Source organism: Paenibacillus sp. sg306046, from assembly GCF_059821225.1.
Map to the genome: position 1 here is coordinate 81,517 of NZ_JCAMRT010000018.1, position 18,448 is coordinate 99,964.

At 60.3% G+C, this 18,448-nt stretch carries 18 protein-coding genes; 16 read left to right on the forward strand and 2 right to left on the reverse strand.

What is annotated here, in order from left to right:
- Positions 1-14: 14 nt before the first annotated feature.
- Genes nikB through AC6ROY_RS18280 form a run of 5 tightly spaced genes read left to right on the forward strand, consistent with a single transcriptional unit; the run spans position 15 to position 3,924 of the window.
- Positions 15-944, forward strand: coding sequence for a nickel ABC transporter permease (nikB, locus tag AC6ROY_RS18260; protein ID WP_500102003.1), 930 nt, complete (start codon positions 15-17; stop codon positions 942-944).
- 10 nt (positions 945-954) lie between these two features.
- The gene (locus tag AC6ROY_RS18265) at positions 955-1,797 is read left to right on the forward strand and encodes an ABC transporter permease subunit (protein WP_500102004.1); all 843 of its coding nucleotides are present in this window, start codon (positions 955-957) and stop codon (positions 1,795-1,797) included.
- Positions 1,790-2,527 carry an ATP-binding cassette domain-containing protein gene (locus tag AC6ROY_RS18270; protein ID WP_500102005.1) on the forward strand — a complete coding sequence of 246 codons (738 nt, stop codon included), beginning with the start codon at positions 1,790-1,792 and terminating at the stop codon, positions 2,525-2,527. Before AC6ROY_RS18265 ends, AC6ROY_RS18270 begins: the two co-directional genes overlap by 8 nt.
- Positions 2,524-3,393, forward strand: coding sequence for an ABC transporter ATP-binding protein (locus tag AC6ROY_RS18275; RefSeq protein WP_500102006.1), 870 nt, complete (start codon positions 2,524-2,526; stop codon positions 3,391-3,393). The genes AC6ROY_RS18270 and AC6ROY_RS18275 overlap by 4 nt, the downstream gene beginning before the upstream one ends.
- A 21-nt stretch (positions 3,394-3,414) precedes the next feature.
- Positions 3,415-3,924, forward strand: coding sequence for a phosphoesterase (locus AC6ROY_RS18280; protein ID WP_500102007.1), 510 nt, complete (start codon positions 3,415-3,417; stop codon positions 3,922-3,924).
- 24 nt (positions 3,925-3,948) lie between these two features.
- Here AC6ROY_RS18280 and AC6ROY_RS18285 read toward each other — a convergent pair whose 3' ends face one another.
- Both AC6ROY_RS18285 and AC6ROY_RS18290 read right to left on the reverse strand, forming a co-directional pair.
- Entirely contained in the window at positions 3,949-4,248 is a 300-nt protein-coding gene (locus tag AC6ROY_RS18285; RefSeq protein WP_500102008.1) for a hypothetical protein, read from the reverse strand.
- 32 nt (positions 4,249-4,280) lie between these two features.
- The gene (locus AC6ROY_RS18290) at positions 4,281-5,009 is read right to left on the reverse strand and encodes a FadR/GntR family transcriptional regulator (RefSeq protein WP_500102009.1); all 729 of its coding nucleotides are present in this window, start codon (positions 5,007-5,009) and stop codon (positions 4,281-4,283) included.
- A 132-nt stretch (positions 5,010-5,141) separates the two neighbouring features.
- Here AC6ROY_RS18290 and AC6ROY_RS18295 point away from each other — a divergent pair, with 132 nt between their 5' ends.
- From AC6ROY_RS18295 to AC6ROY_RS18345, 11 genes are all read left to right on the forward strand, one after another.
- A complete protein-coding gene (locus AC6ROY_RS18295) occupies positions 5,142-6,557 on the forward strand; it encodes an FAD-binding oxidoreductase (RefSeq protein WP_500102010.1) in 1,416 nt (471 codons plus the stop codon).
- Entirely contained in the window at positions 6,554-8,095 is a 1,542-nt protein-coding gene (locus AC6ROY_RS18300; protein WP_500102011.1) for a (Fe-S)-binding protein, read from the forward strand. The genes AC6ROY_RS18295 and AC6ROY_RS18300 overlap by 4 nt, the downstream gene beginning before the upstream one ends.
- 256 nt (positions 8,096-8,351) lie before the next feature.
- Complete coding sequence (locus AC6ROY_RS18305) at positions 8,352-9,410, forward strand: FecCD family ABC transporter permease (protein WP_500102012.1); 1,059 nt, start codon at positions 8,352-8,354, stop codon at positions 9,408-9,410.
- Positions 9,410-10,450, forward strand: coding sequence for a FecCD family ABC transporter permease (locus tag AC6ROY_RS18310; protein ID WP_500102013.1), 1,041 nt, complete (start codon positions 9,410-9,412; stop codon positions 10,448-10,450). The genes AC6ROY_RS18305 and AC6ROY_RS18310 overlap by 1 nt, the downstream gene beginning before the upstream one ends.
- Positions 10,451-10,672: 222 nt before the next feature.
- Entirely contained in the window at positions 10,673-11,254 is a 582-nt protein-coding gene (locus AC6ROY_RS18315; RefSeq protein ID WP_500102014.1) for a glycerol-3-phosphate responsive antiterminator, read from the forward strand.
- Positions 11,255-11,313: 59 nt separating this feature from the next.
- Positions 11,314-12,753: a glycerol kinase GlpK gene (gene glpK / locus AC6ROY_RS18320; protein WP_500102060.1), complete on the forward strand. Its 1,440-nt coding sequence runs from the start codon at positions 11,314-11,316 to the stop codon at positions 12,751-12,753.
- A gap of 375 nt (positions 12,754-13,128) precedes the next feature.
- Positions 13,129-14,799 carry a glycerol-3-phosphate dehydrogenase/oxidase gene (locus AC6ROY_RS18325; RefSeq protein ID WP_500102015.1) on the forward strand — a complete coding sequence of 557 codons (1,671 nt, stop codon included), beginning with the start codon at positions 13,129-13,131 and terminating at the stop codon, positions 14,797-14,799.
- Positions 14,800-15,260: 461 nt separating this feature from the next.
- Complete coding sequence (locus AC6ROY_RS18330; protein ID WP_500102016.1) at positions 15,261-16,541, forward strand: molybdopterin molybdotransferase MoeA; 1,281 nt, start codon at positions 15,261-15,263, stop codon at positions 16,539-16,541.
- 53 nt (positions 16,542-16,594) lie between these two features.
- Positions 16,595-17,137, forward strand: coding sequence for a molybdopterin-guanine dinucleotide biosynthesis protein B (gene mobB / locus AC6ROY_RS18335; RefSeq protein WP_500102017.1), 543 nt, complete (start codon positions 16,595-16,597; stop codon positions 17,135-17,137).
- Complete coding sequence (gene mobA / locus AC6ROY_RS18340; RefSeq protein ID WP_500102018.1) at positions 17,130-17,750, forward strand: molybdenum cofactor guanylyltransferase; 621 nt, start codon at positions 17,130-17,132, stop codon at positions 17,748-17,750. Before mobB ends, mobA begins: the two co-directional genes overlap by 8 nt.
- A 300-nt stretch (positions 17,751-18,050) precedes the next feature.
- Positions 18,051-18,251, forward strand: a complete 201-nt coding sequence (locus AC6ROY_RS18345) for a copper ion binding protein (protein ID WP_500102019.1) — start codon at positions 18,051-18,053, stop codon at positions 18,249-18,251.
- The last annotated feature ends 197 nt before the right edge of the window (positions 18,252-18,448 follow it).

Sequence of the window (18,448 nt, forward strand, 5' to 3'; positions counted from 1 at the left end):
AGGTGGAACCAGGCATGCTGCGTTATTGGCTAGTACGCGTCGTACAGCTTGTGCTGGTGATGTACGGCGTATCGACGCTTACTTTTATCTTGATGCGGATTTCTCCCGGCGATCCGGCGCGTATTTTATTGACCACTCATAATATTCCGGCGTCCCAGGAGGCGTTGAACGCGCTCAGGGAAGAGCTGGGGCTTGTCGATTCGCTCAGTGTTCAGTACATGCGCTGGCTCAGCGATGTGTTTACCTGGAATTGGGGAACGTCGTATATGTCCAAGGAGCCGGTTATGCAGGAGCTGCTGAAGCGGCTTCCCGCCACCATTGAGCTTGCCCTGGGCGGTCTGCTTGTGCTGCTGCTGGTCACCTGCGTCCTTGGGGTGTCTACGGCTGTGTTTGCGGGCCGCTGGCCGGATCGGCTGGGACGGTGGCTTGCCTTGCTCGGCGCTTCGGTGCCATCCTTCTGGATCGGCTTTCTGCTGATCTATGTAGGCTCGGTGCGTCTGGGCTGGCTGCCGTCTATGGGACGCGGGAGCTGGCGGCATCTGCTGCTGCCAGCGCTGACGCTCGGCTTGACGCTGGGAGCGGTGTACGGCCGGGTTTTGCGCACCAATATGCTGGAGCTAAGCAAGCAAAGCTTTGTTCAGGCGTCGCGGGCGAGAGGGCTGTCGCGCGGGCGCATTTTGATTTTTCAAATTTTCAAGCATGCCATTATGCCGATGATGACGATGCTTGGGATCAGCTTTGCATTTATGCTGGGCGGGGACGTGATTGTTGAATCGGTTTTTTCCTGGCCCGGTGTGGGCAAATACATGATCGAAGCGATTACGGCGCGGGATTATCCCGTTATTCAAGGGTACGTCGTGTTTACTTCATTTCTGTTTGTGGTCATTCAACTGCTCGTCGATGTGATTCAGGTGTACCTGGACCCGCGCTTGCGGGCAGGTTAGGAGGAACGGCATGCTCGGGAAGACTTTCATCCGGCCCGGCAGGGCCAGTTTGCTGCTCGGCGGCGGTCTGTTGGCAGTCATTATACTGCTTGGCCTGCTCGCGCCGTGGCTCGCGCCGCATAACCCGCTGGAGGTAAGCCTGGCCCATCGGCTGGCTCCCCCCGGCGGGACTTACCCGTTGGGCGCCGACCATTTGGGGCGGTGTATATTGTCGCGCATGTTGTACGGCATTCGTACGACGGTGACGGCTTCTTTTGTCGTGCTGGCGCTGAGCTTGTGCATCAGCTTGCCGCTCGGGCTGCTGACCGGCTATGCCGGCGGACGCGCCGATCATGCGGTCATGCGGCTGCTGGACGCTACGCTTGCTTTTCCCGATGTGATCGTAACGCTGGCGATTGTCGGCATTCTCGGTCCCGGCTTTACGAATATGATTTTGGCGATCCTCGTAGTCCGATGGGCCGGTTATGTGCGGTTCATTCGCGGTCTGGTGCTCAAGGTCAGCCGTGAGGATTATCTGCTGTCCGCCCGGATGGCCGGCAATTCGCATCTGCGCATCATGAGGCGTTATATCCTGCCGCAGATTACGGCCCCGATTGCCGTGTACGGCACGCTCGATATGGGCAAAATCGTGCTGATCATCGCCGGGCTTTCCTTTCTTGGCTTGGGCGCGCAGCCGCCGACACCGGAATGGGGCGTGATGCTGCACGACGCAACCGCGTATTTTCAGCTGGCTCCGCACGTGATGATTTTCCCCGGAATGGCCATCGTGACGTTTGTGTTCGCATGCCAGCTCGTCGGGGAGCGGTTCAATAAGCCCGACAGCCTCGGGCCGAAGGAGGTGCAGGGTGGGTAACAGGTCAGAGTCGGATATAAAAGGCGAACCGCTGCTGCGCGCAGAACGGCTGGAAATTTCCCGCTACGAAGCGGGACGGTGGGAGCCGGTTGTCCGCAGCATGTCGCTGGAGCTGTATCCGGGTGAGACGGTTGCTTTGGTCGGACCAAGCGGCTGCGGCAAAAGCATGACCGCCCACGCGCTTGTCGGGCTGCTCGGCGACGGGTTGAAGCTGACGGGCGGCCGTATTTGCTACAAGGGCCGGGATATGACGCATGCGACGGAGCGCAGCTGGCAGCAGCTGCGGCGCGATGAGGTGGCGCTGCTGATCCAGCATTCGCTTAATGGCCTTGATCCGATCCGCACGGTGCGCAAGCAGATGGCGGAAACGTTGAAGCAGCAGCGGGCGTGGCGGCGTCGGGATATGGAGGCGCATATGCAAGCTCTGCTCGGCCGGATCGGCTTCAGCGATGCCGAGGCGATCTTGTCGGCGTACCCGTTCGAGCTGAGCGGGGGGATGCGCCAGCGAGTGCTGCTGGCGATGATGGTCAGCACCGGACCGGCCGTGCTGATTGCAGACGAGCCGACGACAGCGCTGGACGTTATTAACGAGGGCAAGGTGCTGGCTTTGCTGGCCGAGCTGCAGGCGCAATTCAAGCTTGCGGTGCTGCTGATTTCACATGATGAGCAGAGCATTCGCCGATTTGCAAGCCGCGTCGTTACGATGCAGGCGGAAGGAGCGAGAGGATGAGCTTGCTGGAGTTGTATCAAGTATCCAAGACGTACCCGGCGCAGGCGGGGTACAGCAGGTCACGCCGGCGCCAGAACGGCTGGTTGGCCCGGCTGGGGCTTGGCGGCACGGCGGCGAGGCGGTCGGATGAACTGCACGCATGGGAAGGGGAGCATGGCGCGTCCCGTCAGGCGGTGAAGCGCGTTAACCTGAGCCTGCGGGCGGGAGAAATTGTCGGGCTGATCGGCGAAAGCGGCAGCGGAAAAAGCACGTTGGCCCGGCTCATCATGCGCCTGGAGCCGCTAACAGAGGGGCGGATTGCGCTGGCGGGGCAGTTCATTCATGACAAGCGGCTTGGGGAGCGGCAGCTGTATAAGCGCGTGCAGCTGGTGCTGCAGGATTCGGCTTCCTCGCTGCATCCCCGGATGCGTGTCGGCGAAGTGCTGGCCGAGCCGATTCGCAATTACTTCCCGGACGAGCAGGCCAATGCGGAGAAGCTGGTGCTGGAGCTGCTGCACCGGGTCGGGCTGGACGCTTCCTTTCTGTCGCGGCGGCCGGAGCAGCTGAGCGGCGGGCAGAAGCAGCGGGTATGTATCGCCAGGGCGCTGGCTGTGCGGCCGGACGTCATTATTTTCGATGAGTCGCTGGCGAGTCTGGATCGGCTGTCACAGGCTTCCATGCTGCGCATGCTCAAGCACATTCAGCAGAAGGAGCAGCTTGCTTATTTGTTTATATCGCATGACTTGCGGCTTACCCAGCAGCTTTGCGATCGGGTGGCTGTTATGTACCGGGGAGAAATTGTCGAGACGCTGGACATCCGAAATCAGGCGGCCGTCAACCTGAAGCATTCGTACACGCGCGCATTATTTGCTATGCTGGATACATAACCACAAAGAGGAGGTTGCGCGATGTCAAACGTATTTGTCATTTCCGATCACCATTTTGGACATCAGGGAATTATTGATTTCGAGTCGCGTCCGTTTGCCGATGCCGGCGAGATGACGGAGGCGATGATCGGGCGCTGGAATGCGGTTGTAGGTCCGGCTGACCGTGTGTTCCATCTTGGTGATTTTTCATTTTTGAACGCGGAGAAGACGAAAGCGATCATCTCGCGTTTGAACGGCTACAAGACGCTGATTTTGGGCAATCATGATCGCGGACGGTCCCGGGCATGGTGGCTGGAAGCAGGCTTCGATGAGGTGAGCGAGCATCCGATTGTGTACGGGGGGTTCTTTTTCCTGTCGCATGAGCCGATGTATATGAACCAGCATATGCCTTATGTGAACCTTCACGGCCATATTCACCGGCAAAAATATATGGGCAGCCATTACATCAATATGTGTGTGGAACATTGGGATTACACGCCTGTGCCGTTTGAGACGATCCGGGCGATGGCGGCGCCTGACGAGGAGCAGTAAGGGCCGTTGCGCTGCTCAGTCGTGCTAAAGCTTGAACCGCTCCATGTGCTCCAGCAGCCCTTCCTGCTGCAGCACTTCTTTCTGCTTCGGCCCGATCAGATCGAAATGAGGATAAGGCTGACGCCGGTGAATGTACTGCGGATTAAGCCCGTGAACGACGCACCAGGCGGACAGCCGCTCCAGATCGGCGCAGCCGACCTTGGTCACCGTTTTGATGCCGGGAAATCGGCTGTCCAGCCAATAATGGGTCAGAAATGCAAGCTCGCCTCGGCTGACAGCCGCCTTCCAGCGGGCCAGCTCCGCGCGATTGATACCGAAGGCCATCGTCATTCCTCCTTGCCGGATAAGTTGCGCCGTTAACCCTTTCCATCCTCGCGGGATAGCTGCTGCACGACGCGGTCTACCTTGCCGATATGTGCAGCCATTCGCTCCCCGGCGAGCGGGGCGTTGCCGTCGCGGATGGCCTCATAGATGCCGGTATGCTCGGCCAGCAGCTGCTCCACCGAGCTGCGCTCGGCGAAAAACCAAAGCCGCCGCGAATCGGACATATTGTCCTGCAGGCGCTGAGTCAGCGACAGCATCATCTGCAGCAGCAGGGTGTTATGCGACGCTTCGGCAATCCGCACATGAAAATCGACGTCCGCCGTTTCGGCCAGCCGCTCATCCTCCAGCGTTTCCCGCATCCGCCCCAGCACCGCCTCCATCGCTTGCAGATCCGCCGCCGTCCGGCGCAGCGCAGCCAGCTCGGCACAGCCGGATTCAATATATCTACGTACCTCCAGCACTTCCTTCAGCGATTCGATCGAGCCAAAGAAGTCCGCGCTGTCTGGCGTCTCGCCTGAAGCCGCAGGCAGCGCCTCGCAGACGTAAGTGCCGCCGCCATGCCGAATATCGACCATTCCGATCGCCTTGAGGCCGCTGAGCGCCTCGCGAACGGTAGAACGGCCGACCTCGAAGCCTGCAGCCAGCTCTACGACGGTCGGCAGCTTGGAGCCGAGCGGATAATGGCCGGAGCGAATTTGCTCCGTCAAATGCTGCAGCACGATGTCGCTGCCCTTTTGCGGCCGAACCGGTTTAAATGTCACAGCGTAATCGCCCTTCCGTACAAAATTTATATACAACCCATTCAATCATAAGCTATAATGGAACAAAAGTCATCAGATGACCTGATCAAATGAAACGGAATTCGACATTTACAACGAAAGAGGGATGGGCCCGTGTTAAACGAACAAGTGCGTCAAAGCTTGCGCCAGCGGCTGGGCGGCGACCGTTTCAAGGATGACAAGGAAACACTTGTCTCTTACTCCTACGACGCGACGCCGATGCTCCAGCATGTGCCGGATGGCGTTGTTTTCCCGGCGAATACGGAGGAGGTGGCGTTTGTCCTCAAGCTGGCCAATGAACACCGGGTCCCGATTGTCGGTCGCGGCGCGGGGACGAATTTGTGCGGCGGCACGGTAGCGGTGGAGGGCGGCATTGTCATGGTGATGAACCGGATGAACAAGCTGCTGGAAATCGACACCGATAATTTGACCGCGACGTTCCAGCCCGGGTTAAATACGAAGGAATTCCATCTCGCGGTGGAAGCCCAAGGGTTATTTTATCCGCCAGACCCAAGCAGCATGGTCATCTCGACGCTCGGCGGCAATATTATGGAATGCGCGGGCGGGCTGCGCGGGCTGAAATACGGTACAACCAAGGACTACGTCATCGGGCTGGAAGCGGTGCTGCCTTCAGGCGAGGTGATTCGCACCGGGGGCAAGCTGTACAAGGACGTCGCAGGCTACGACCTGACGAAGCTGCTGGTCGGCTCGGAGGGAACGCTGGCGATCATTACGGAGGCGACAGTGAAGCTTGTGGCCGCTCCCGTTTACAAAAAAACGATGCTCGCGCTGTATACAGATATCCATGCGGCGGCGCGCAGCGTGTCCAGCATTATTCGCCATCGTATTGTGCCCGCGACGCTGGAATTTATCGACAACCCGACGCTGCGAGTCGTTGAAGCGTACAACAAGCTTGGTCTGCCGACCGATATGGAAGCGGTGCTGCTGATCGAGCAGGATGGGGTCGACGAATCCGTTGTGGCCAAGGATATGGAGGACATGATTCGTCTTTGCCGTGAGGAGGGAGCAGCCAGCGTGCAGATGGCCCGTGATGCGGACGAAGCGGAGCGGCTGATGAAAGCCCGGCGCAGCGCGCTGTCCACGCTGTCCCGGATTCGTCCGACGACGATTCTGGAGGATGCAACGGTGCCGCGCTCGAAAATTGCCGATATGGTGCTGGAGATTAACCGGATCGCCCGCAAGTACGATTTGCAAATCTGTACGTTCGGCCATGCCGGGGACGGCAATCTGCATCCGACCTGTACAACCGACGCCCGCGACGCTGAGGAAATTCATCGGGTTGAGCAGGCGTTCGAGGAAATATTCGAGGCGGCGATCCGCTTCGGCGGCACGATTACCGGGGAGCATGGCGTTGGCACGGTGAAGGCGCCGTTTCTCGAATGGAAGGTAGGCGAAGCGGGCATCGCGCTGATGCGCAGTCTCAAGCTGGCCTTTGACCCGAACAATATTATGAATCCCGGCAAAATATTTGCCAAGCAATCGCGGAAACGGGTGGTGGTGAACCGATGAGCGGCGCTGTGTCGATCAAAGAACAAGTGGCGCGCGAGAGCGGCTCCTCGCTGGCCGAGCGGATGAAGCTGGCGCTTGATTACGACGAGCTGACGAATTGCATGCGCTGCGGCTTTTGCCAGCCCGCCTGTCCGACGTTCCGCGAGACGGGCCTGGAGGCCGCATCGCCGCGCGGACGGATCGCGCTGATGAAGGCGGTCGTTGATGACGTGATGGAGCCGGACCAGGCATTCCGCGAGCAGATTGACTTGTGCCTCGGCTGCCGGGCGTGCGAGCCGGTCTGTCCGGCCGACGTGAAGTACGGCACGCTGCTGGAGCAGACGAAGGAGTCGCTGGAGCAGCATGCCGAGCACCGGCTGTGGGTGAAGGCGCTGCGCAGCATCACGTTCCGGCATCTGTTTCCGCAGCAGAAGCGGATGAAGCTGCTTGGCAAGGGACTGCGGCTGTACCAGCGCTCCGGACTGAGCGGACTTGTGCGTGCGTCCGGGATGCTGAAGCTTTTCCCTGAGCCGATGCGGCAAATGGAGCGCATTCTTCCGGCGGCCTCCGGCAGCGGCGTCGTGGAGCAGCTGGGCGTATTTGTGCCTGCCAAAGGAACGGCGGTCGGGCGGGTCGGCCTGTTTCGAGGCTGTATTATGGATGTGCTATATACCGAAACGAATATTCGGACGGCGCGTCTGCTGTCTGAGGCAGGCTATGACGTCGTCATCCCGGAGACGCAAAATTGCTGCGGCGCGCTGCATGCCCACGGCGGCGAGCTGAACCAGGCGCGCGAGCTGGCGCGCAGCAACATCAGCGCCTTCCTGGAGGCCAAGGTGGACACGGTGGTGTCCAACGCGGGCGGCTGCGGGGCGCTGCTGGTTGAATACGGTCATCTGCTGCATGATGACCCGGCGTATGCGGACTCGGCGCTGGCCTTCGCCGGGCAGGTGAAGGATGTCAGCCAGCTGCTGCTGGAGCGGGCTGGCCGACTCCGCTTCGACGCGCTGGCCGGGCCTGCGGGCCAGGCGGCGCGAGCCAGCGAGGCGAACGGAGCCGCAGCCGCCTCAATGGCGCTTGCAGCGGCTTCGAGCGAGGCCGCGTCCGCTGAGGCGGCGCATGCTGTGACGCCGAGCGGGGGAGCAGCCGGGCGAGCGGCTTCCGCCGCGCTGGCATCGAAGTCCGCCGTCCCGATCGAGACGGTGACCTACCAGGATTCCTGCCATCTGCGCAATGTCATGAAGGCCAGCAACGCCCCGCGCAATCTGCTCCAGCGCGTCGGCCACGCGAAGGTGGTCGAGCTGCAGGGAGCGGACCGCTGCTGCGGCTCGGCGGGCATTTACAACCTGACACAGCCCGAGATGTCAATGCAGGTGCTGGACCATAAAATGGAGCATGTGAAGGAAACGCAAGCCCGCGTCGTGCTGACCAGCAATCCGGGCTGCCTGATTCAGATGCAGCTTGGCATCGAGCGCGAGGGGCTGACGGGGCAGATGAAGGCGGAGCATGTCGTCGATTATTTGTATGAGCGGCTGATCCCGTCGCCCGAGCGGAGCTAGCGGAGGCGGACGGCGAAAGAACCTTCATAATTCGCCTGCACAGCGGAAATGAAGGTTCCTTCTTATAGCCATGCCATACCGACGATTGCTGCATATCGGCCAGCAGCTTTTCGGCATCCTTGTCGCCCCTGAACACAATATCCAGAATTCGATAACCATCATCAGCCAGCCCTGGTCGCAAAAAATCCATTGCTGCCGCCGGTTCAGTCTGCTACTATGATATTGATAATCGTTATCGCGGGAAGGTATGAGCAAAATGGCTGCATCTACAGAATCGTCTTCAGCTTCACAAAAGCCTCAGGCGCCCCAGGCGCTCAAATCCAGACCGGTTGCGGCGTCTGTCATTTTGACTGCCGGGCTAGGTATTCTGATTTTGTCGCTCGGCATATCCATTTCGCTTGGAGCGGCGGATATCAGTCTGTATACGGTATGGGAGGCTGTGTTCCGGTTCAATCCGAACGTAACCCAGCACCAGATTATTCAGGAGCTGCGGATGCCGCGCGCACTGGCGGGCGCTCTGATCGGGGCGTGCTTCGCAGTGGCAGGCGCTATCATGCAGGGCATGACACGAAACCCGCTTGCAGATCCCGGATTGCTCGGCATTAATGCCGGAGCAGGCTTTGTGCTGGCGCTTTGCTTTGCTTTTGCGCCGGGCTTGCCGTTTAAGTACTTGATTTTGTATTCGTTCCTCGGAGCGGCTGTCGGGGTAGGAATCGTATACGGCATCGGCTCGATGGCGCGGGGCGGCTTGACGCCGGTCCGGCTGGCGTTGTCCGGGGCCGCAGTGGCCGCGATGCTGTCCGCGCTTAGCGAGGGGATTGCGATTTTTTTTCGGATCGGACAAGACCTGGCCTTCTGGTACGCAGGCGGAGTGGCAGGCACGAAATGGATGCAGATTCAGTTGATGTCCCCGTGGGTCATCGCCGCTTTGATCGCTGCGCTTATGTTATCCAGATCGGTTACGCTGCTCAGTCTTGGCGAGGACATTGCCAGAAGCTTGGGCGGCCGTATCGGCTGGATCAAGCTGGCTTGCACGGTGGTGGTGCTTATTTTGGCCGGGGCTGCGGTATCGGCGGTTGGCTCGATCGGGTTTGTCGGACTGTTGATTCCTCATATTGCGCGCGCGCTTGTCGGCGTAGATTACCGCTGGATTATTCCTTGTTCGGCGGTGATGGGCAGCCTGCTGATGGTGCTGGCGGATATCGGGGCCAGAATGATTAATCCTCCGCATGAAACGCCGGTCGGCGCCTTGATCGCCGTGCTGGGCGTGCCGTTTTTCCTGTACCTGGTGCGTAAAGAAAGGAGGGAGCTGTAATGACCTCCTTCAGTTATCTGGAGTCCAAGTACGAGCGGAACAAGCGTATTCGCGCTTGGTCGGTTTTTGCCGTTTTGGCCGCGGTGATTGTGCTTGTGTTTATTATTAGCATGAATACCGGTTTTATCCGTTTGTCGCCGCTTGAGGTGGTCAAAACCTTGTTTGGCGCAGGCACGGCGAAGCAGCACCTGATCTTATTCGAGTTCCGGCTGCCGCGGATCGTGATTGCCGTGTTGATCGGCGCAGGGTTGGCTGTGTCGGGCTGCATCCTGCAAGGGCTGACGCGCAATGCGCTGGCCGACCCCGGTATTCTCGGCATTAATGCGGGCGCAGGCTTGATGGTCGTGCTGTTTATTTCGTTTTTCCCGGTTAATCAGTCGGCCCCGGTCTTTTTCCTGCCGTTTCTGTCATTGGTCGGGGCGGGGGCAACGGCGGCGCTTATTTTCACCCTGTCGTACGACAAGCATCGCGGCATCTCGCCGACTCGCATGGTGCTGTCAGGGATTGCCGTCGCTGCCGGTATTGCGGCCGCAATGATTTTGCTGACGATCAAGCTGGACCCGAATCAATACCAATTTGTTCAGGTATGGCTGGCGGGCAGCATTTGGGGGACAAGCTGGAAGTTTGTCTGGGCGCTGCTGCCGTGGCTGCTCGTGCTGCTGCCGTTTGTTCTGTACAAGGGACGGACGCTGAATGTGATGAATATGGGCGATCTCACAGCGATCGGACTCGGGACACGCGTCGGCCGCGAGCGTCTGCTGCTGCTGTCGGCTGCCGTTGCCCTGGCGGGCTCCTGCGTAGCCGCCGGAGGCGCGATCGGGTTCGTCGGCCTGATCGCTCCCCATCTGGCGAGGCAGCTCGTCGGCCCTCGGCATCAGTACTTGCTGCCTGCGTCTGCGCTGGTCGGCAGCTTGCTTGTGCTGCTGGCCGACTTGATCGGCCGCGTCATTATTCAGCCGTCGGAGGTTGCGACCGGCATCGTTGTAGCGGTCATCGGCGCGCCTTATTTCCTGTATTTGCTGGCCCGCTCGAAGGCGTAACGCGCTGGCGGAAGCGCGTGGGCTATTGGTTATTGCAGCGCTTTCTGCACATTGACGAGCGGCGGCTTCTGCCCCTATAATAAGACCAAGTTAATACGAAGGTGACGGAGAGACGGAGACCACACGAATGACATTCTTAGCGGGATGAGATTCGTCGTGGTTTTTTCTGGTCCGGCAGCTTTGGCCAGATGCACCATGTACTCTAAGGGAGGAAATAACCGGATGGTATTTCATCGACAAGTGATCTTGCCCGCTGCCCGGCAGATGAAGGATCTGGAAAAGCTGATGAAGCTTTCTTACGAATACGTCATTATTCTCGACACGCATGTGAGCCAGCTGCAGCCGATTGTGGAGCTTGCGCGGGCGCATCGGAAGAAGGCGCTGCTGCATGCCGATCTGATCGGCGGCTTGAAAAATGACGAGGACGCCGCCGAGTTTTTATGCCAGGTGGTGAGGCCGGCAGGACTGATCTCGACACGTGCGGGAGTTATTGCGAAGACGCGGCAAAATGGGCTGCTCGCCATTCAGCGGCTGTTTCTGCTCGATACAAATGCGCTGGAGAAAAGCTATGTGCTGCTGGAGCGCACAAAGCCGGACTATATTGAAGTGATGCCGGGCGTCGTGCCGCATATGATCGCTGAGGTGTATGAGCGGACCGGCATCCCGATTTTCGCTGGCGGGCTGATTCGCACCGTGCAGGAAGTGGAGCAGGCAATTGCGGCTGGAGCTTCGGCGGTGACGACTTCGCGACCGGAGTTATGGAAGCACTTTAATCAACCAAATGGACAGGAGGAGCTGCGGTGACAAACCAACAGGACCGTTATGTGATCGCGATTGATCAGGGAACGACAAGCACACGCGCAATGATTTTTGATCGTCAGGGGGACGCGATCGCGACGGCGCAGCAGGAGATCAAGCAGCATTACCCGCACCCGGGCTGGGTCGAGCATAACGCCAACGACATCTGGCTGTCGGTGCTTGGCGTATTGGCGTCTGCGCTGACCGAAGCGGGCATTGGAGCTGGCCGGATCGCGGCAATCGGCCTCACGAACCAACGGGAGACGACGGTTGTGTGGGACCGTCAGACAGGCCGCCCGATTTACAACGCGATTGTGTGGCAGTCGCGGCAGACGGCGGATATTTGCGAGGAGCTGAAGCGTCAAGGCTATGAGGAGCTGTTCCGTCGTAAAACGGGGCTGCTGCTTGATCCGTATTTTTCGGGAACCAAGGTAAAATGGCTGCTCGATCACGTGGATGGAGCGCGGGAGAAGGCGGAGCGCGGCGAGCTGCTGTTCGGCACCATTGACAGCTGGCTGGTGTGGAAGCTGAGCGGCGGCCGGGCTCACGTGACGGATTATTCCAACGCGTCGCGCACCCTGATGTACAATATTCATGAGCTGAAGTGGGACGAGGAGCTGCTGGACGTGCTTGGCATTCCGCTGGCAATGCTGCCGGAGGTTCGTTCCTCGTCGGAGGTATACGCCGACACGGTCGAGCATCATTTCTTCGGCCACCGGGTGCCGATCGCAGGTGTGGCCGGGGACCAGCAGGCCGCCTTGTTCGGGCAAGCCTGCTTCGAGAAGGGGATGGTCAAAAACACTTACGGCACCGGCTGCTTCATGCTGATGAACACGGGCGAGCAGGCTGTCGCCTCCGGGCATGGCCTGCTGACGACGATTGCCTGGGGCATCGGAGGGCGGGTCGAATACGCGCTGGAGGGCAGCATTTTTGTCGCAGGCTCGGCGCTGCAATGGCTGCGCGACGGGCTGCGGATGATCAAGTCGGCGGCAGACAGCGAGACGTATGCGGAGCGCGTCACATCAACGGAAGGGGTGTACGTCGTGCCTGCCTTCGTCGGACTGGGCACGCCGTATTGGAACAGCGCGGTACGTGGCGCAGTGTTCGGCTTGACTCGCGGCACGTCCAAGGAGCATTTCATTCGCGCGACGCTGGAGGCGCTGGCGTACCAGACGAAGGATGTGACCGACGCGATGGAGCTGGATTCGGGCTTGCCTTTGCATACGCTGCGTGTAGACGGCGGCGCAGTGCGCAACAACTTCCTGATGCAGTTTCAGAGCGATCTGCTGGGGACGGACGTCGAACGTCCGGTTGTCAACGAGACGACTGCGCTCGGCGCGGCGTATTTGGCGGGCTTGGCGGTCGGCTTCTGGAAGGACCGCAATGAAATTGCGGAGCGCTGGCGTGCGGACCGGACGTTCACGCCCGTCATGGCGGATGCGGAGCGCAAGGAGCTGTATGCGGGCTGGAAAAAAGCAGTGAAAGCGGCGACGGCCTTTGCTTAAAGCTGCGTCCCGCAATAGCGGCGGGCTGGCGTCGATGAGGCAGGTTCGGAGCGATGCTCAATTTCAGGCTAATAAGGCGCGGAAAAAGATGGGCTGTGCACTTTGCTGCAAAGCTGGTATACTAGAAGCAAGTTCATAAACGGTTGGAGACGCGGAGAAACCACAACACCCCGCTGCACGTGCTGCAGGCTGGGATGTTTGTGGTTTTTTTGCGTACCTGCCGCCTGGGCGGGCTGTCAGGCGATGGATTGTAAACGGCATGCAGGGGCTGCAAATGGCTGTGTACCTGAGCATGAGCATAGGGAACCTTAAGGATGTACGACCTGAACCTAAGTGCTTTGGACAGCCCGGACCTACACGGAGGAGGACATACAAATGACGCAGCAATTTTCCGGCTTGACGAGACAGGCGCTACTGGAGCAGATGGCTGGCGAGACGGTTGATGTTTTAATTATCGGGGGCGGGATTACGGGCGCCGGCATTGCGCTGGACGCGGCATCGCGGGGAATGAAGACGGCGCTGGTGGAGATGCAGGATTTCGCGGCGGGCACCTCCAGCCGTTCGACGAAGCTCGTGCATGGCGGCTTGCGTTACCTGAAGCAGCTGGAAGTGAAGATGGTGGCCGAGGTGGGCAAGGAGCGGGCGGTCGTGTACGAAAACGGGCCGCATGTGACGACGCCGGAATGGATGCTGCTGCCGCTGCACGAGGGCGGAACCTTTGGCAGGCTGTCCACTTCATTTGGCCTGCGGCTATATGATTACTTGGCCGGGGTAAAGCGCACCGAGCGGCGGAAAATGCTGACCCGCGGCGAGACGCTGGAGAGGGAGCCTTTGCTCAAGCAAAGCGGGCTGCTCGGCGGCGGCTACTATGTTGAATACCGGACAGATGATGCGCGGCTCACGATCGAGGTCATGAAGCGGGCGGTGGAGGCCGGCGCGCTGGCTGTCAATTACACGAAGGTCGAGCAGCTGCTCGTTGACGGCGAAGGCAAGCTGACCGGCGTGCAGGCGGTCGATCAGATCGGCGGCGGCACGTATACCGTGCGCGCGCGCTGCGTCGTTAACGCAACCGGTCCATGGGTGGACACGCTAAGGGAGCTGGACAAGTCGCGTACCGGAAAAACGCTCCGTTTGACCAAGGGCGTTCATCTGGTGTTTGACGGGGCGCGGTTTCCGCTGCGGCAGGCGGTTTATTTCGATACGTCGGATAACCGGATGCTGTTTGCCATTCCCCGCGACGGCAAGACGTATGTGGGGACGACGGACACCGACTTTACAGGAAACACCGCACATCCGCTGATGACGACGGCCGACCGTGATTACGTGCTGCAGGCCGCCAATTTCATGTTCCCTGAGCTGAAGCTGACCGCCGGGGATGTGGAATCGAGCTGGGCCGGTTTGCGGCCGCTTATTTATCAGGAAGGCAAGTCGCCCTCCGAGGTTTCCCGGCGCGATGAAATTTTCCGCTCTCCCTCCGGCATGCTGACGATCGCAGGCGGCAAGCTGACCGGCTACCGCAAAATGGCCGAAACCGTCACCGACAAGCTGGAAGATGCGCTGCGCGAACAAGGCAAGGGGCCTTTCCGGCCTTGCTCGACGAAAACATTGGCAATCTCCGGCGGCGATGTCGGCGGCTCCGCGAAATTTGACAGCTTCGTTCGTTCCTGGACAGAGCGCGGCATTCAGAGCGGCCTGGCTCGGCCGGAGGCCGAACAGCTTGTCCGCCGGTACGGGACGAATGTCAGACAGGTGTATGAGCTGCTGCCGGAGGCGCGGGAGCAGGCAGGGCGCTTCGGCTTGCCGCCCGAGGTGTACGCGGCGCTGCGTTATGGCATTGAGCAGGAGATGGTCGCCAAGCCGGTCGACTTTTTGGTTCGCCGCACCGGGGCGATGTTTTTCCAGGTGGACGCTGTCCGCCGCTGGAAGGACGGGGTGCAGCGGGCGATGAGCGAGCTGCTTGGCTATACGGCGGAGCAGGAGCGGGACTATGCCGCTGAGCTGGAGCGTCAGCTGAGCCAGGCGGTTCAGCCGGTTGAGGCGGATTAAAGTCTCGGATTAAGAACTCGGATCAAGGTCTGGATCAAGGTCTGGATCAAGGTCTGGATCAAGGTCTGGATCAAGGTCGGATGAAGGTCAGGCGAGCCCGGATACCGGCTGGCGGTTAAGGGAAGCGTAAAGCAAGGGCAAGCAAACGGAGCTATTGGGGCGATTAACCATTAGGGGAGCCGAAGGTTAACGTCCTTGATGGTTAAGGAAGCGAACTCATGTATGAGAAGCCGTAAGCGGTAAGGCTAACGATCTTAAAGAGGCGAACAGAAGCGATAGACGCTGATGTTGGCCTCTTGTCTTCTTCGTTTACGAAGCTTGTGTACCGGTTCATCGAACAGGCTTGACGATCCTGTGGACAACGGGGGCAGGGACTATCCTTTTCCGCAGTGATGCTTCATAATGGAAGCAAAGCTAACGCAGGAAGCACCGCCTAATGTTGGGAGCAGGTGAAGGATACGATGCAACAAAATAACGGGAAGCACAGCCGGACAGCCATTCAAGTCGACGAAGCGATCCGGCGTATCGAAGCGCAGCTTCAGCCGCTGGAAACGGAGGATGTTCCGCTCGAAGCGGCCTACGGGCGGTGGCTGGCGGAGCCGGTGTATGCGCCGCATCCGTTTCCGCATTTCCGCCGATCCGGGATGGACGGCTACGCGGTGCGGGCCGCCGATGTGGCGGAGGCGCGGCGCGACCGGCCGGTCGCGCTGGAGGTCACGGCTTCCATCGCCGCGGGCGATGTGCCGCATAGCCCGCTGGCGCACGGCCAGGCGGCCAAAATTATGACCGGCGCGATGCTGCCGGACGGCGCGGACACGGTCATCATGTTTGAGCTGACCGCGACGGAGGAACGGGCGGGCCGCCCGTTCGTGCTGATCGCCCGGCCTGCGGCCGCGGGCGCCAACGTAACGCCGATCGGCGCTGAAGCCGCCGAGGGCGAACGGCTTGCCGAGGCCGGACGCCGGATCGGCCCCGGTGAAACGGCGCTGCTCGCGTCCTTCGGGTACGCGAGCGTGCGCGTCTACCGGCAGCCGGTCGTCGTCATTTTGTCGACCGGCTCCGAGCTGCAGTCGCTTGGCTCGCCGCTGCAAGCCGGGCGCATCCGCAACAGCAACGCCTGGATGCTGGCCGATCTGGTGCGCGGCCTGGGCGGTATCCCGCGTGTACTGGACACTGTCGCGGACAAGCTGGAGCTTGTGCAGCGCAGCATCGCCGAGGCGCTGCCTGCGGCGGACGCCGTGCTGACCTCCGGCGGCGTGTCTGTCGGCGATTACGATGTACTCGCCGAATGGCTGCTGACGTGGGAGGGCCGCACCTTGTTTAACAAGGTGGCGTTGCGGCCTGGCAGTCCGACCAGCGCAGGCTTATTGTCGGGCAAGCCGATTTTGGCGTTATCCGGCAATCCGGGCGCCTGTTATGTCGGCTTCGAGCTGTTCGCCCGCCCGGCGCTGGCCCGGCTGCAGGGGTCGACGGACGGCCGGATGCCGCGCATCCAGGCGGTGCTGGGACAGGATTGCGATAAAATCAACGCCTATCCCCGGTTTTTGCGCGGCAGGCTTGATTTCCGGGACGGGCAGGTGGTTGCCTATCCGCTGGCCCATGACAAGTCGGGCAGCATGCGGTCGATTCAGGATACGACGGCGCTGCTGATCATTCCGCCCGGCGGCAGCGGGCTGCACGCCGGCGACAAGGTGGATGTGCTGCTGACCGCCCCGGCGGGTCGCCTCGGCTACCCTGTGTAGGCTCGCTGCTGCGCATACGTTCACAAGCTGACAGGCCAAGAGGAGAGCGGACCATGAACAAACCAATCGTTTTACAGGTGTCCGGTTACAAAAATACAGGCAAGACAACACTAGTCTGCGCACTGATCCGTTTGCTGAAGCAGGCCGGGTATACGGTCGGGACGATCAAGCATGACGTGCATGAGCTGGAGCTTGACGTGCAGGGCAAGGATACGTGGCAGCATCGCGAGGCCGGGGCGGATACGGTAGCCGTCACATCGGACCGGAGCGGCCGCACCTTTATTGTCGAGCAGCGGTCGCTGGCGCTGGATGAGCTGCTGGAGCGGCTGTCCGGCGTGGATGTGATCCTGATCGAGGGCTTCAAGCGGGAGAGCTGCCCGAAGCTGGTCATTATTCGCGAGCCGGAGCAGCTGCCGCTGCTGGAGCAGATGACCGGGCTGGTGGCGGTAGCGTCCTGGCTGCCGGCCGAGCAGGTGCAGCCGTATGCCGGCCAGGCGCCGATTTACTCGATTCATGAGCCGGAAGCGCTGCTGCGGACCGCTGCGGCTGTGATCGGGCTGAAGCTGCCGGGTCCGGGGGAGGAACGCCATGACTGATCGCCAGCCGTTAACTTTGACCGGGGTGATCGTGGCGGGCGGACATAATAGCCGAATGGGCCAAGTCAAAGGGCTGATGCCGTTCGGCGGACAGCCGCTTATCCGGCGGACCATCCGGTCCATGCTCCAGGTATGCGGCGAGGTGCTGGTGGTCACCAATGAGCCGGACACGTTTGCGCAAGCTGTCGGCGGCGAGGCGCGTATGATCCGGGATCTGATCCCGGACAAGGGGCCGATGAGCGGGCTGCATGCGGCATTGGCCCAAGCGGACGGAGACCGCTTCTGGGCGGTCGGCAGCGATATGCCGTTTATTTCAGCGGCTGCGGCGCAGTGGATGGCCGAGCGGATGAAGGAGACGGGGGCGCAGGCGGTCATTCCGCGCCTTGGCGGCCAGATTCATCCGCTGCATGGCGTGTATGCGGCCGGCTGCCGCTCTTCGCTGGAGGAAGCGCTGCATACCGCCCAGACCGGCTTGATCCGTTGGCTCAGCGGCGTCCAGGCCGAGCTTGTCTCCGAGGAGGCATGGTCAGGCGCCGGCCTTCCGCTGATATGCGCAGACAGCTTCAATGATCTGCAGCAATATGCGCAATGCGTGGCGCGTCTGGACGAATAATCCGCCTTGCCGGGGCGGCTTGGCGTCGGCCTTGGCTCGTGTTGGCTCCGGCTCCGTTAGCGAACGACGCAGAAGCCCGGCCAAAGAAAAAGACCCGCTGCTCGCGGGCCATCCAAAGCTTGCTATATTTCAAAAAGGGGGGTTGCTACTATCTTACCCCGTGAATATTAAGGGCAGATCAAAGTTATATTTCATTTTCATTACAAATGTAAAATGGCGACGCGCGCGCTGCCTTCCTGTTAGTTTACATACGGTATGGGGGTATTGTATAATAGCATCAAAACCAAGGAGGTATTAGGTATGGCAACTGTGCAATTGCAAGTTGAAGGCATGTCCTGCAATCATTGCGTGAATTCCGTAGAGAAGGCGCTGCAGACGATTGGCGCTTCCGGCAAGGTTGATTTGGCCGCCAAGTCGGTTTCCGTGGACTACGATGACAGCAAGCTGACTGTCGCTGCTCTGAAGGAAGCGATTGAGGAGCAAGGCTACGACGTGAAGTAATCCGCCTGCCGGGTGCGAATGGCCTGCCTGACATTCAGCGAACGGGCTGTGCGCCGGGAAATGGCCCGCGATATGTACGTCCAGACATTCCGTATCCCGCATAAATTCAAGCCGAAGCCTCGACGCGATGTCGGACGTTTCGGTTTTTTGCTTTGATTGCTTCTTTCGCGGGACATGATCTACTATAATAGACGAGG

Bases quoted from the DNA above. Each gene is read 5' to 3' on its own strand.
- AC6ROY_RS18310 (WP_500102013.1), top strand. From the start codon at position 9,410: ATGACCTCCTTCAGTTATCTGGAGTCCAAGTACGAGCGGAACAAGCGT.
- AC6ROY_RS18285 (WP_500102008.1), bottom strand. From the start codon at position 4,248: ATGGCCTTCGGTATCAATCGCGCGGAGCTGGCCCGCTGGAAGGCGGCT.
- AC6ROY_RS18325 (WP_500102015.1), top strand. From the start codon at position 13,129: ATGACGCAGCAATTTTCCGGCTTGACGAGACAGGCGCTACTGGAGCAG.
- mobA (WP_500102018.1), top strand. From the start codon at position 17,130: ATGACTGATCGCCAGCCGTTAACTTTGACCGGGGTGATCGTGGCGGGC.
- AC6ROY_RS18330 (WP_500102016.1), top strand. From the start codon at position 15,261: ATGCAACAAAATAACGGGAAGCACAGCCGGACAGCCATTCAAGTCGAC.
- AC6ROY_RS18265 (WP_500102004.1), top strand. From the start codon at position 955: ATGCTCGGGAAGACTTTCATCCGGCCCGGCAGGGCCAGTTTGCTGCTC.
- nikB (WP_500102003.1), top strand. From the start codon at position 15: ATGCTGCGTTATTGGCTAGTACGCGTCGTACAGCTTGTGCTGGTGATG.
- AC6ROY_RS18280 (WP_500102007.1), top strand. From the start codon at position 3,415: ATGTCAAACGTATTTGTCATTTCCGATCACCATTTTGGACATCAGGGA.
- AC6ROY_RS18275 (WP_500102006.1), top strand. From the start codon at position 2,524: ATGAGCTTGCTGGAGTTGTATCAAGTATCCAAGACGTACCCGGCGCAG.
- AC6ROY_RS18345 (WP_500102019.1), top strand. From the start codon at position 18,051: ATGGCAACTGTGCAATTGCAAGTTGAAGGCATGTCCTGCAATCATTGC.
- mobB (WP_500102017.1), top strand. From the start codon at position 16,595: ATGAACAAACCAATCGTTTTACAGGTGTCCGGTTACAAAAATACAGGC.
- AC6ROY_RS18315 (WP_500102014.1), top strand. From the start codon at position 10,673: ATGGTATTTCATCGACAAGTGATCTTGCCCGCTGCCCGGCAGATGAAG.
- AC6ROY_RS18300 (WP_500102011.1), top strand. From the start codon at position 6,554: ATGAGCGGCGCTGTGTCGATCAAAGAACAAGTGGCGCGCGAGAGCGGC.
- AC6ROY_RS18305 (WP_500102012.1), top strand. From the start codon at position 8,352: ATGGCTGCATCTACAGAATCGTCTTCAGCTTCACAAAAGCCTCAGGCG.
- glpK (WP_500102060.1), top strand. From the start codon at position 11,314: ATGATTTTTGATCGTCAGGGGGACGCGATCGCGACGGCGCAGCAGGAG.